At 51.0% G+C, this 12,405-nt stretch carries 11 protein-coding genes; 4 read left to right on the plus strand and 7 right to left on the minus strand.

Going from position 1 to position 12,405, the window contains the following annotated elements:
* Positions 1-59: 59 nt before the first annotated feature.
* Together DEV76_RS10295 and DEV76_RS10300 are read right to left on the minus strand one after the other, a co-directional pair.
* Positions 60-1,562: a MoxR family ATPase gene (locus DEV76_RS10295; protein WP_109697820.1), complete on the minus strand. Its 1,503-nt coding sequence runs from the start codon at positions 1,560-1,562 to the stop codon at positions 60-62.
* 4 nt (positions 1,563-1,566) lie between these two features.
* The gene (locus DEV76_RS10300; protein WP_109697821.1) at positions 1,567-2,661 is read right to left on the minus strand and encodes a vWA domain-containing protein; all 1,095 of its coding nucleotides are present in this window, start codon (positions 2,659-2,661) and stop codon (positions 1,567-1,569) included.
* Positions 2,662-2,816: 155 nt separating this feature from the next.
* On the opposite strand from DEV76_RS10300, the gene DEV76_RS10305 reads away from it, so the two are divergent.
* The 4 genes from DEV76_RS10305 to DEV76_RS25905 all read left to right on the plus strand — a co-directional run bounded on the left by DEV76_RS10305 (position 2,817) and on the right by DEV76_RS25905 (position 5,480).
* Positions 2,817-3,659, plus strand: coding sequence for a sugar phosphate isomerase/epimerase family protein (locus DEV76_RS10305; protein ID WP_109697822.1), 843 nt, complete (start codon positions 2,817-2,819; stop codon positions 3,657-3,659).
* A 61-nt stretch (positions 3,660-3,720) separates the two neighbouring features.
* Positions 3,721-4,230 (plus strand): hypothetical protein, encoded by a 510-nt coding sequence (locus DEV76_RS10310; protein WP_109697823.1) that lies wholly within the window; start codon positions 3,721-3,723, stop codon positions 4,228-4,230.
* 132 nt (positions 4,231-4,362) lie between these two features.
* A complete protein-coding gene (locus DEV76_RS10315; RefSeq protein WP_109697824.1) occupies positions 4,363-4,908 on the plus strand; it encodes a hypothetical protein in 546 nt (181 codons plus the stop codon).
* 329 nt (positions 4,909-5,237) lie between these two features.
* Positions 5,238-5,480 (plus strand): hypothetical protein, encoded by a 243-nt coding sequence (locus DEV76_RS25905; RefSeq protein ID WP_198652019.1) that lies wholly within the window; start codon positions 5,238-5,240, stop codon positions 5,478-5,480.
* A gap of 65 nt (positions 5,481-5,545) precedes the next feature.
* Here DEV76_RS25905 and DEV76_RS10325 read toward each other — a convergent pair whose 3' ends face one another.
* From DEV76_RS10325 to DEV76_RS10345, 5 genes are all read right to left on the minus strand, one after another.
* The gene (locus DEV76_RS10325) at positions 5,546-8,776 is read right to left on the minus strand and encodes a glycosyltransferase family 117 protein (RefSeq protein ID WP_109697826.1); all 3,231 of its coding nucleotides are present in this window, start codon (positions 8,774-8,776) and stop codon (positions 5,546-5,548) included.
* 96 nt (positions 8,777-8,872) lie between these two features.
* A complete protein-coding gene (locus DEV76_RS10330; RefSeq protein ID WP_109697827.1) occupies positions 8,873-9,172 on the minus strand; it encodes a putative quinol monooxygenase in 300 nt (99 codons plus the stop codon).
* Positions 9,169-9,993 carry an SAM hydrolase/SAM-dependent halogenase family protein gene (locus tag DEV76_RS10335; protein ID WP_109697828.1) on the minus strand — a complete coding sequence of 275 codons (825 nt, stop codon included), beginning with the start codon at positions 9,991-9,993 and terminating at the stop codon, positions 9,169-9,171. The genes DEV76_RS10330 and DEV76_RS10335 overlap by 4 nt, the downstream gene beginning before the upstream one ends.
* Before the next feature lie 122 nt (positions 9,994-10,115).
* Positions 10,116-10,919 (minus strand): SDR family oxidoreductase, encoded by an 804-nt coding sequence (locus DEV76_RS10340; protein ID WP_109697829.1) that lies wholly within the window; start codon positions 10,917-10,919, stop codon positions 10,116-10,118.
* Positions 10,920-11,237: 318 nt separating this feature from the next.
* Positions 11,238-12,401: an efflux RND transporter periplasmic adaptor subunit gene (locus DEV76_RS10345; RefSeq protein WP_109697830.1), complete on the minus strand. Its 1,164-nt coding sequence runs from the start codon at positions 12,399-12,401 to the stop codon at positions 11,238-11,240.
* Positions 12,402-12,405: the final 4 nt, after the last annotated feature.

A 12,405-nucleotide genomic window follows, 5' to 3' on the forward strand; every position in this document is an offset into this window, starting at 1 on the left:
GTTTTCATGTTTTGACGTGGAAAGAAATCGAAATATAGAGACAAGATAAAAAATTCCCGTTATAGTTCTTCGTCGTCTTCCGGATCTTCCGTTGTACTGAAATTCATCATGGTGCCCAGCAGGTCGGAGAAGCGCGTAGCATTTTCGAGCGACTTCTTACTAAGCAGCGAATGGGCGGCCAGTCCGTGCAGCACCATTTCCATCATCAGCAGCTTTTCTTGTTTATTGGCATGTGGGAATTGCTTTCCTACCAGCTCTTCCAGTCCGGATACCTGCATCAGTGCCTTGGCATAATCCTTATCAGAAGCATCCTGCAGCAGCTGAAGGGCATTGCCCGCATCAAACCACTGGATCACGGGGCGGTAGGGGTTGGTATCCGGTCCGCCGGCTTTACGTTTCTTAAAGGTTTCCGGGTTGGGGAAGTATTGTGCGAAGAGGGTGCGGAGGCTTTTATCCAGCAGGTTGAGGGCTACCTGGAGGGGGCCTTCCTGCTCGCCTTCGTATACCAGCTCAATTTTACCGGTGATGGCGGGTACGATTCCCTGCAGGTCACTTACGCGGACATATGTCTTAGTCTCATTATTCAGGAAAGTGCGCCTTTCCGCAGCACTCACCGCATTTTCGAATGCAGCGATGGTTAAGCGGGCGGATACACCGCTTTTCTTGTCTACATACTCACTCGCCCTTGCTTCAAAGGCCACCTGTTCAATGAGGCGCTTGATGAGGTCGGGCATGGTTACTTTACCCTGCTGCTCTGCATGCACGGCGGCTTCCTGCTCAGTAATGAGCAGACTGTTTTCCAGTGTTTTAGGGTAGTGGGTAATGATCTGGCTTTCTATCCTGTCTTTCAGCGGTGTTACGATGGCGCCGCGGTTGGTATAGTCTTCCGGGTTGGCGGTGAATACAAAGAGCATATCGAGCGGCATGCGCACTTTAAAGCCCCTAATCTGGATATCGCCTTCCTGGAGGATGTTGAACAGGGCTACCTGTATACGGGCCTGCAGGTCGGGCAGCTCATTAATGACGAATATGCCGCGGTTAGAGCGGGGGATGATGCCGAAGTGGATCACCCTTTCATCTGCATAGCTCAGCTTCTCATTGGCCGCCTTAATGGGGTCTACGTCGCCGATAAGGTCGGCAACGGATACATCCGGCGTGGCGAGCTTTTCGCCATAGCGGGCTTCGCGGGGGAGCCATTCTATGGGTGTTTTATCTCCCATTTCTGCTACCAGATCGCGGGCGTAGCGGGAGAGGGGCTGGTAGGGATGGTCGTTGACTTCGGAACCTGCTACAATGGGAACGAATTCATCCAGCAGGTCTATCATCTGGCGGGCCATCCTTGTCTTTGCCTGGCCACGGAGGCCGAGGAAGAGGATATTGTGCCGGGAAAGCAGGGCTCTTTCCGTGTCGGGTATCACGGTATCGTCGTACCCGATTATACCGGGAAAGGTGCTTTCCTTTCTTTTGAGTCTGGCGATAAGGTTTTGTCTGATCTCTTCTTTGACGGACTTCATCACGTGTCCGCTTTTCTTCAGCTCGCCGAGCGTCTTGATTTTTTCCATGTCTTTATAACTTTTTCCTTTTTCCGTTTTCGAAATCGTGGAACAGGAACTGCCCCAGATGGTCGGTACCGGAAAAAAATGCTTTACCGTTGTTGGTTTCCGTGAATTCGTTTACGAATTGCTGCAGCCAGGGATCGGTGGCTACCATGAATGTGGTGATGGGGATTTTCAGCTTCTTGCATTGGGCGGCGAGGTTGAGGGTCCTGTTCAGGATCTTCCTGTCCAGCCCGAAGCTGTTTTTATAATATTGCTTACCCTGTTTGAGGCAGGTGGGCTTCCCGTCGGTGATCATAAAGATCTGCTTGTTGGGATTGCGCCTGCGGCGGAGGATGTCCATCGCCAGCTCCAGTCCTGCCACGGTATTGGTGTGGAAAGGGCCCACCTGGAGATAAGGGAGGTCTTTGATCTCTATCTGCCAGGCGTCGTTGCCGAAAACGATGATATCGAGGGTATCCTTGGGGTAGCGGGTGGTAATGAGTTCGCTCAGGGCCATGGCCACTTTCTTGGCGGGCGTGATACGGTCTTCGCCATAAAGGATCATGGAATGTGAGATGTCTATCATGAGGGCGGTAGACGTTTGCGTCTTGAAATCCGTTTCCCGGATCTCCAGATCGTCCTGCTGCATGGAAAATACATCGATGCCATGGTTGATCTGCGCGTTGCGGATGGAGGCCGTCATATCGATCTGCTCCAGGGCATCCCCGAAGGCATAGGGCCTCGTTTCAGCGTTCTGCTCATCGCCCTGCCCCGATTTACGGATATTATGGTCCCCGATGCGGGATTTCTTCAGCTTCCCGAATATTTCCTCCAGCGCCCGCTTCCGGATGGTTTGTTCCGTTTTAGCGGTGATGGAGATAGTGCCTTCTGCCTCGTTGTCCCGGAGGTAACCTTTGTCTTTCAGATCCTGAATCAGATCCCCTATGCCATATTCCTCGCTGGTAAGCTGGTATTCCTTGTCCAGTTCGGTTAGCCATTGGAGGGCTTCTGATACATCGCCACTGGTGTAAGTCAGCAGCTGGGTGAAAACATCCAGCAGCTTTTCGAACGATGGCCCGCTGTTGTCTGACGGGTTAAACCGGGTGAATATAAACCCTTTCATAGCGTACTAAATTACGGAAAAAGGGGATACAGATTCGTTTGTCACGGAACGATCAGGCGGGCAAAATACTGCCGTTTATCCCGCTGTGCTTGTAAATATCGACAGGGTCGTGTATTTTGGACACTATTACAACGGTCAATTTAAAATACACGTCTATGATCTCAATTCGAAAGTCACTGCTGTCGCTCGGTATGGCGGCTTTGCTGTTTGCACAGCCCGCCCTGGCACAGAAAAAGGAAGCTAAGCTGGGCTGGAAACTCGGTGCGCAGGCGTATTCCTTCAATCGTTTCACTTTATCCGAAGCCCTCGACCGGCTGGATTCCTGCGGACTGCAGTTCGTGGAGTGCTATCCCGGCCAGACCATTGGCGGCGGTATTGAAGGGAAAATGGACTGGCGGATGGATGCAGCTAAGCAGCAGCAGGTGAAAGACTTACTGAAGAAGAAAAAGAAGACCCTCGTTGCGTTTGGTGTGGTATCGCCAAACGGAGAGGCAGAATGGAAAGAGCTGTTCGAATTTGCGAAAGCGATGAAGATCCAGATCATCACTTCGGAGCCCCGTGTGAAGGATCTGGATGCTGTGAGCCGCCTGGCAGACGAGTACAAGATTAAAGTGGCCATCCACGACCACCCAAGGCCCAGCCACTACTGGCACCCCGACACTGTGCTGGCAGCCATCGAAGGCCGTAGCAAGTACCTGGGCGCCTGTGCCGATATCGGTCACTGGGTACGTTCCGGTCTCGATCCGGTAGAGTGCCTGCAGAAGTTGAATGGCAAGGTTTTCAGCCTGCATATCAAAGATCTGCATGAGAAAGGGCCCAAAGGCCACGATGTACCCTGGGGTACCGGCGTATGCAACATCGAAGGCGTACTGGCTGAGCTGAAGAAGCAGAACTTTAAAGGAGTTTTCAGCGCAGAATACGAATACCACTGGGATCGTAACTGGCCTGAGATCGCCGAGGGCGTGAAGAACGTTCGTGGTATGATCGAGAAGTTATAAGGATTTTTACTATTTTGAAGACGCCGGGCATTATGTCCGGCGTTTTTTATTCCCCTTATCTATGTACCTTATATTGATCGTTTTCTACCTGATTCTGCTATTAGTTCCTGTTTCAGCCATTACTTTATTGCTGTGGTGGATAGTTGCCCTTTTCTTTCACAATAATCGCGAAGCCCATGCCCGTGGTCTTCAATTTCTGACTTACTTTGGATTTGTATCTGGCGTAATACAGCTTATTGCATATTTTCTTGCGGAGAAAGGCCAGGGGAAGGTTATTTTGTATCCAATCCTTTACATGGTACTGTGCTTATTAGTGATCCTGGTACTACTGCTGTCACGGAAATACGCAAAACTCTGGGGGAGCTTTATTGTCTGGCTCATGATGATCGCAACAATCTGGTTTGATGAGATATTAGATAGATGGATAATGCCCATTATCAACCAGGATTACTGGCCTGTAGCATGGTCTGTAACTACGGTGGATTTTACATGGGGAATGGTATTTATACTTTCATTGATCCTAATAGGAATTACATACTGGTATGCGATGAAAGGTAGGAAAGAGGCGTAGCGCGCGCCCTGATAGGTGAAGATGAGGTATTCAGCATAAATTAAAACCGGTTACCCCTTACAGAATCATACCGTAATTAAGTTAAATTTAGTATGCCGGGTATTTGCCCGCAGTTGATATATCCCTTACCCCATGGAATTTTTATTCACTTTTTTAGATCCCCGTGCCATGATTGCGGCACTTGCCTGGGTTTTTGCTATCTGGATGCTGGTAGTCATCTTTGACAAGGATATCCGGAAGAATCGCCCCAGGGGACTTTATTCCCTTTACCTGATGTCGCTTATCGCCGTATTGCTGCATCTGCTATTGTATACAATAACTTTATCAAGGGGATTCCGCACGGATTACGATTTTATATTTTTCGAGTATGAATTAATAGGCGGCGTCATGATACTAAGTATTGTATTGGCTGGCTGGCATAGAAAAGTGTGGGCAGGATTATTGACGACCGCCATATTGTTTTGCCTGGATTACCGGGCTGAGATACTGGGAAAGATTGCAGCTCCCATCTTTGATCCGGATTATGGACAAAGAACCTGTGTGACTACCGACCCCGCTTATCACCCCGTGGCATTTGTGATATTAACTTTAGCATTATTGGTGCTTACATTTCTGATGGCCTTCAATTTTAAGCGCCGTGTTACTGAACCTCCATCCGAAGATGAAGCAGATAGCTGAAACATACATCTGTGGCTGATGACAGACTTCTTTATCCTTCTTTTATAAATTCCCCATACGCATGTACCTGCCTTATTCCTTCATTAATTGCCTCAAACTATTGTTGCCAGCCTGTGCTTTCGCTTATGCGGCTTTTTTTTATGCTTACCAGCTATGCACAGTTTAGTTACCTCCGCGCCAGGAGTCTTACTATTATTGCCTGGGTGGCCTGGGCAGCGGTATTAATACTTTTTGTACCACTTCTGATACTTGCTGTCAATTTCCCGTCGTTAATACTAACGCTTGAATGGTTATGGATGTTATTAGTTCCCCATATGATGCTGTATATAATGCTTACTAAGAAACATCTCCGCTTTGGATGGGGTATGCTGATGCTGGCTATCCTGGTATTATTGAGTACGCAGGAATACATTTTGTACTATTGGATTGCACCATGGTTGTATAAAGATTATCTCCCGTCTTACTGGTCGCTGGGTGCTTTTAACTGGCTTATGTTTGGCGTGACTGCGTTGGTGTTGATATTGATTATACCGGTTATAGGCTTGCGCTTCAATCCACAAAGGAAGCAGTAAAGCGGATGAAATAAAAAAAAGCCGGTTGACATATCGTCAACCGGCTTTTTCTATGGTAGTATAGCTTATTGCTTTTTAGGAGAATCCTGTGGAGCAGGGGCGGGAGCATTCCCGAACTGCTGGCCACCTTCTACCTGGCGGGCACTGTCATTACCGAAGTCCTGCTGCCATTGTACCAGCATCGCTTTGAACTGTTCAGCACGACGGGCATCATCCTGCAGGTCGTTCGTGAATTTGGAAGCAGGGAGGGCGCGGTAGTAGCGCATTTGCTGATCCAGGTCTTTCACGATCTGACCGGTGATTTCCTGTGCTTTCTTCTTGTCGCCGGCGAGGTAGTAAGCGTATACGATCTCCATGCTCCAGAGGTTGTGCATGTTACCGGGCGAGGTCATCGCGTAGGGCATATTACCGGGGAGGAACATCGTATCCTGACGGCCGAGGATGTTGAGGGCTTTATCTTTCTTGCCTTCCTTCACGAGCGCTACGGCCACTTTGGTATGGGCGTTACGAACGGTCTGGAGCATACGGCGGTTAGGCTCGTCGAAGTACACACCGGGTACATTTACACTGCCATACTGGAATTTCTCCATAATGGTGCTGTAAGCGCGGTTGGTATTCACCTGATCGTTCAGGCCGGGCAGCATCTCGTCGGTAGTCTGGCGGCGGGTGGGCGACAGGCGGTAGGTAAGACCTTCCACAGAAAGGAAATCATTAAAGCCAAGATCTACGGGAGAAGTGAAGTAGATGGGGCGTTTCCATTCGTTGGTAGCGATGATGTCGTATACGGCGAGGTCGTTCTTGAAGATCATTTGTTTGCTGATCATGAACGGAATCTGTGCTTCGATACGTGCGCTGTCGGCTACATCTACAGTACCGTTTTTCAGTACGGTGGCCTTATCTACCGGGATGAACAGTTTCTGCGTGGGCAGGTAGTTCACTTTCTCACCGGTGTTCAGGGGTACTTTGGCAGCATCGCTGTCGTCTCCGAGGAAGCCGATCACTTCTTTCAGGTTGTAGAAGCGGTCCTGCGGTACTTTACCATTGTCGAAGAACATTACGTAGTTGCGGTTTTCGCCACGGTATTGTTCAGATGTAAGGGTCATGGGGATGGCAGGGCTCTGGTTGGTAGCATTGCGTTGTTGTTCAATGTACCAGTCTACTCCGAGGAGGCTCAGGTTAATTACCCTGATATCCGGACGGATGCCTTCCACTTCCTGTGCGTACCACAGCGGGTAAGTATCGTTATCACCCACGGTAAAGAGGATGGCGTTGGGAGCGCAGGATTCGAGGTAGTCTTTTGCTACGTCGCGTGCAATTACTTTTTTGGAACGGTCGTGATCATCCCAGCCTTGCTGTGCCATCAGCACGGGTGCGGCAAGGAGACTGATCACTACCGCCAGTACTGCTGCGGCAGGCACCTTCCGTTTTTCGAAGAAGGAGTAGATGCTCATTACACCGAGGCCGATCCAGATGGCGAAAGCGTAGAAGGAGCCTACGTAGGCATAATCACGCTCACGTGGCTGGTTACCTGCCTGGTTGAGGTAGAGTACGATGGCCAGACCGGTGAAGAAGAACAGCAACCCTGCGATCAGTGCGTCTTTCTTGTGGCGTGAATAATGGAAAAGGAATCCAAGTACACCCAGCAGGAAAGGCAGGAAGAAGAACGTATTGTGGGCTTTATTGTTTTTCAGGCTGTCGGGCATTTCAGACTGATCGCCCAGCATGAGGTTGTCGATAAACGGAATACCGGATACGGTGTTACCATCACGCGGGTTACCGAAGCCCTGGGTATCGTTCTGTTTACCTACGAAGTTCCAGCCAAAATAGCGCAGGTACATGAAGCTTACCTGGTATTTGAGGAAGAAGGTGATGTTGTCAGCGAAAGAGGGTTTTTCACCATCTCTGAGGCCGAGGAATGCTTTGTAGTAATCGGCATGGCCCTGGTCATTGGAAGCGTCCCACACGCGGGGGAACAGCATCATGTCTTCAGGCTTGTATACAGGTACCTGCTTTTTACCGGCTACGATGTATTTGTTACCGGCGCGGGCGTAGATGTTATTGGTTTCTTTATAAGACTCCGGGCGGGCGGTGAACACCTGGCCATAGATCAGGGGGAAATCGCCATACTGTTCGCGGCCGAGGTAGCCAACGAGGGATACGGGATTGTCTACATTGTACATGTCCACAGTCGGGTTGGCCGAGGAGCGGATCATGGTGGTGATGTAGGTGGAGTACCCCATTAGGAGGAAGAAGATACAGGAGTTGACGAGCTGAATGGGATGTCTGAGCCTGGCGTAGTCGAACTTCTTTCCAAACAGCTGGATGATGTAAGGAAGGCCAAGTACCACTAAGGCGAAGATCACCCGTCCTGCTTTGGCTGCGCCGCTGCCGCCTTCAGGGAAAGCGGGGATAACCAGTACAGTGGCAACGAGGATGAGGGGAGCATACAGACCCACCTTTGGTTTGAAGTAACCTACTACAAGGAGGGCGAGGATGCCTACGAAGTAGAAAGTGAAACCGGAGAAGAAGGGCAGGCTGAGGGAGTTTACGAAGTAAACGTCCATCATACCGGCTACTTTAATGGTATCCTGGATAACGAACTTCTGAACGGCACCGGTGATAAGGCAGCCGATTACAAAAGCCCAGAAAGCGCCGCTGGTGCTGATGTTTTTGCTTTTCCGGAAGTACCAGATAAGCACCATGGCGGGGATGGTCAGGAGGTTGAGGAGGTGGACACCGATAGAGAGGCCCATCAGGTAAGCGATCAGAACGATCCAGCGGTCGCCGGATTCGGAATCTGCCGCATGTTCCCATTTCAGCATGGCCCAGAAAACCACGGCGGTGAAGAGGGAAGACATGGCGTATACTTCACCTTCCACAGCGGAGAACCAGAAAGAGTCGGAGAAAGTATAAGCCAGGGCACCTACTGCACCGGCACCCATTACTACGATGAGCTGGGCCTGTGTGAGGATACCACCGTTCTGGGTATAGATACGGCGGGCGAAGTGCGTGATGGTCCAGAAGAGGAACAGGATGGTGAAGCCGCTGGAAAGCGCACTCATGATGTTGATACCCAGTCCTGCGCTGCCGGGAGCAAAGGGCAGGGTAAAGATCCTGCCGATGAGCACGAACAAGGGGGCGCCGGGAGGGTGGGGAACCTGTACTTTATAGGCCGCGGAAATAAACTCGCCGCAATCCCACAGGCTACCCGTGGCTTCCATGGTCATTAAATAAACAATACAGGCGATGATGCACACGACCCAGCCTGTAATGTTATTAATCCTGTTAAAATTCATAAGTCGATTTTAGATAATTCCGACAAAAATAGAAAATCTAACCAATTAAGCTAATTGGCGGAACAGTTTTAACTTTTTATAAATACTTTAACAAATCTACAAGTTTGCGGATGCAATACGATCCAGGCTCCAGGCTTCCGGTTTAGCTGAGAACCAGGGCTTTATGGTAGCCCATGTTTTGGCAAACAGATCAGAGTGGCGGTAGGCATCAAGTGCATCGGGGCCGGTCCAGGTACTGTAGGTGCAATATACTCCGGGGCGCGACCGGTCTTTCCAGAGTTCCAGGTGCGAGCAGCCGGGGAAGTGGCGGATATCGTCCCGGAGGGTCCCGAACAGGGATTCAAAGGCCGTGCAGTGGGCATCGGCGAAAGTAAGTTGTACGATTCTGATCATCATTCGAAGAGGATTCTGACGGTCTGGTAGAACGACAGCTGTTGATAAGCCCCCTGCTGGAGCTGGTCTCTTTTAAAGCCCTGGAGGCCAAAGAGCCCGGCGGCGTTCCCTTTGTTCACGGCTATCTCGAGGTAGCCGGCGGCGTTAAACAGTGCGAGCTTCTGGCCTTCTGCCACATCTGCATAAGTTTCGCTGAGCTGGGTGATCATCTCATCGCGGCGGAAGAAGATGGCAAAGCGGCGGCTGTTACGCTGGGCGTGGAACTGTTCGCGGGTGATGTTGACGATTACGTTCTCGAAGTTATCGATATGGAGGATTTGTCCTTCGATATAATCTTCCCCGGTGAGGGGTTGCAGGTTATTCTTCACGACAATTTCAGGCGCCGGTGAGCCGAACTGGGCAGGTGTTTCCCCGCCGAAAAGCCGTGCCAGCATACGGGCCATTACGCCTACGATGCCGAGGGTGTTCCGTATTTCTGCGGATTCCAGGGAGATGCGGTGTACTTCTTCGGGCATGCCGCCTGTGATCATAGTGATGAGCCCGTTATCGGCACAGCAGATGTACTGCCCCTGGTGGCGGGCCAGCAGGATGTGATCCGTTTTACGGTCGAATAGGTTATTGAGCACGAGGTGTACGGTATCTGCCGGGAAGTAACGGAAAGCGCTGCGGCAGATGTAGGTGGCCTGCGGGAGGTTGAATGGTGAGATGTGGTGCGAGATGTCCACGACCTGGGCAGTCGGACAATGCTGCAGTAGCAGGCCCTTTATGGCGCCTGTCAGGTAATCCTGCAATCCAATGTCTGATGTCAGCGTAACGATGGGCATAATGAGTTCAAACGAAGCTCTTATCTACAGGGGTTTGATTCCTGCAAAGTAAGGCTTTATTTCAGTGCAATGATGAAAAAAAAGGAATTAAATAAAACGGTGCAAAAGCGGGGCCAGACTCGTCAGGAGAGGGGCGAACCGGGTTCTTTCCGGAAGTGGTTGAACACCAGTTTGTCCGTTAGTCCGGGGAGTAGTTTACTGAGGAAAACGGTTAGCTTGCCCTGCGAAGTCAATACCAGCGTCCGTTTTCGTTTAGCGATGGCCCTCAGCGTGTGTGCAGCCACGGTATCGGCACTCATAAGGCTCCCTTCGTCGAGCGGGGTTTCCTGCTGGGAGCGCCCGCTCTTATCCAGCGCGGTGTTCCTTATATTGGAAGCAGTGAAACCGGGGCATATCCACATCACGTTGACGCCTGTATGCAGATTTTCAGTCCTCAGCGCCTCCAGGAAGCCCTGCATGGCGAATTTGGAGGCCGAATAACCCGTTCTGCCCGGCAGGCCACGGTAGCCGGCAATACTGCTCACACCCACCACAGTCCCTTTCTGTTCCAGAATGGAAGGGAGGGCGTACTTGGTGCAATACACAGTGCCCCAGAAATTAATATCCATCAGTGTTTTCAGGACATCGGGTTCCGCATCCCTGAAAAGGGCGCGCATACTGATGCCTGCGTTATTGATGAGGATATCGATCTTCCCGAACTTTTCCAGCACACTCCCTATAAAAGCTTTGCAATCCTCCTCACGGCTCACATCGGCCCTGAACACATTCAGCGAAGGTACCTCTGCCCGGAGGGCGAGAAGCGTTTCCTCCTTACGGCCGCAAACTGATACGTTTGCGCCTGCACGGACGAATGCCAGGGCTAATGCCTTGCCTATACCGGATGTGGCGCCGGTGATGACTACGGATTGGTGCTGGAAGCTTTGCATGGTGCAAAAATAATGGGCAGAGCCACAACAGAAAAAAAATGTTAGACACAGTGAATAAATAAAAATCTGCGTGGGCGTAGGTTTTTCACGATTATTTAGTATAAAACGCTGACCAGCAGCGGCTATCAGTACTTCAACTTTTACTTGAAGCAAGCGCATGGCCCTTTTGGGCGTCATATTCATGCATCACTCCGGGGTCAGGAGCGTATATGCAAATCTCAGCGCGTTAGTGGAGGTGCGCAATTAAATGTGAGGTGGTTCCCCCCGGAGAAAGAACCACCCCTTTTTTTGAAAATTTTTTTCGCTTACGCGGATTTATCAGTGACTATGACCACTTTCTTCCCCGTTCGTCATCTTCGACATGAGGTCGGTAGCCCCTTTTACCACAAATTGTGCTCCTGCATCCACCCCGGCCGGCAGCGATACTTCCGTATACCCGTCTTCCGTTACACCTGCCATTACCGCCAACCGCTTAAAGTGGTTTTTAGCCTTCTCCGCCACAAACACATACTGCCGTTCGCCTTCCATCACCACGGCTTCCGCAGGCAGTGAGGCAACCTCCGCTGCGCCCGTTTCCACCCAGGCTTTGAGGAAAGTACCGGGCATCATCTCCCGGTCTTCCCGGTCGAGGTGGCAATGCACGCGTATGGTTCTGTCCCGGTCTATTTCCCGGCCTATGAGATGCACAGTGGCAGTACGTTCTTTTGTTTCGTTACTCAGCAGGAAGCGCACCTTCCGGCCGATCTTCAGCCGGGGAATGTCTTTCTCAAACACCGTCAGCTCTGCATGCAGGTGTTCGGTATCCACGATCTCGAACATGGGCTCGTTTGCAGGCACATATTTCCCGATGTTGGCGTTCACTTTGGTTACATAGCCACTGATGGGCGCCACGATGGGGATGGCCCTTACGATGTTGCCCTTATCCAGCTCCGCGAAATGTATATGAAGGAGGGTCAGCTTCTGGCGCAACCCTTCGAGCCTGACCTTCAGGGTTTTCCGCTCTGCATCCGTTTTCTGGAATGTCTTCTTTGCGGTTACTTCCTCACGGCTCAGTTCCTCCTGGCGGACATATTCCTGGTCGAGGAAGCCCAGCTGGGTTTTTGTTTCGAGGTAATCCTGCTGGAGCTGGATGTAATCGGGGTGCTCCATTTCGGCGATCACCTGTCCTTTCCGGACCCATGAGCCTTCCAGCAGGCCGGTATTGCGCAGGATACCGCCATAGGGCGTGGATACGCTGAGCATCTGCTGGGGAGGTACATCCAGCATACCGTTTACTTTTATGCTGCCGCTGAGCTTACGGGGCTGGAGGGTTTCCAGGGTAAGCCCGATGGTTTTAGCCTGTGCATCGGTGATCTCCACTATGTCTTCTTCATGTTCATGACCCTGCCCTTCTTTTTCAGGTGCCTTTTCGGCTGCTTTCTTATCAGCACTGCCGCAGGCGGCGGCGAAGAAAACGGTCAATATTAAAAGGTATCGTTTCATGTTG

It is taken from the genome of Chitinophaga deserti (assembly GCF_003149455.1).
Classification (GTDB): domain Bacteria; phylum Bacteroidota; class Bacteroidia; order Chitinophagales; family Chitinophagaceae; genus Chitinophaga; species Chitinophaga deserti.

Excerpts from the sequence above, each read along its gene's own strand:
- DEV76_RS10295 (WP_109697820.1), bottom strand. The coding sequence starts at position 1,562 with ATGGAAAAAATCAAGACGCTCGGCGAGCTGAAGAAAAGCGGACACGTG.
- DEV76_RS10300 (WP_109697821.1), bottom strand. The coding sequence starts at position 2,661 with ATGAAAGGGTTTATATTCACCCGGTTTAACCCGTCAGACAACAGCGGG.
- DEV76_RS10305 (WP_109697822.1), top strand. The coding sequence starts at position 2,817 with ATGATCTCAATTCGAAAGTCACTGCTGTCGCTCGGTATGGCGGCTTTG.
- DEV76_RS10310 (WP_109697823.1), top strand. The coding sequence starts at position 3,721 with ATGTACCTTATATTGATCGTTTTCTACCTGATTCTGCTATTAGTTCCT.
- DEV76_RS10315 (WP_109697824.1), top strand. The coding sequence starts at position 4,363 with ATGGAATTTTTATTCACTTTTTTAGATCCCCGTGCCATGATTGCGGCA.
- DEV76_RS25905 (WP_198652019.1), top strand. The coding sequence starts at position 5,238 with ATGCTTACTAAGAAACATCTCCGCTTTGGATGGGGTATGCTGATGCTG.
- DEV76_RS10325 (WP_109697826.1), bottom strand. The coding sequence starts at position 8,776 with ATGAATTTTAACAGGATTAATAACATTACAGGCTGGGTCGTGTGCATC.
- DEV76_RS10330 (WP_109697827.1), bottom strand. The coding sequence starts at position 9,172 with ATGATGATCAGAATCGTACAACTTACTTTCGCCGATGCCCACTGCACG.
- DEV76_RS10335 (WP_109697828.1), bottom strand. The coding sequence starts at position 9,993 with ATGCCCATCGTTACGCTGACATCAGACATTGGATTGCAGGATTACCTG.
- DEV76_RS10340 (WP_109697829.1), bottom strand. The coding sequence starts at position 10,919 with ATGCAAAGCTTCCAGCACCAATCCGTAGTCATCACCGGCGCCACATCC.
- DEV76_RS10345 (WP_109697830.1), bottom strand. The coding sequence starts at position 12,401 with ATGAAACGATACCTTTTAATATTGACCGTTTTCTTCGCCGCCGCCTGC.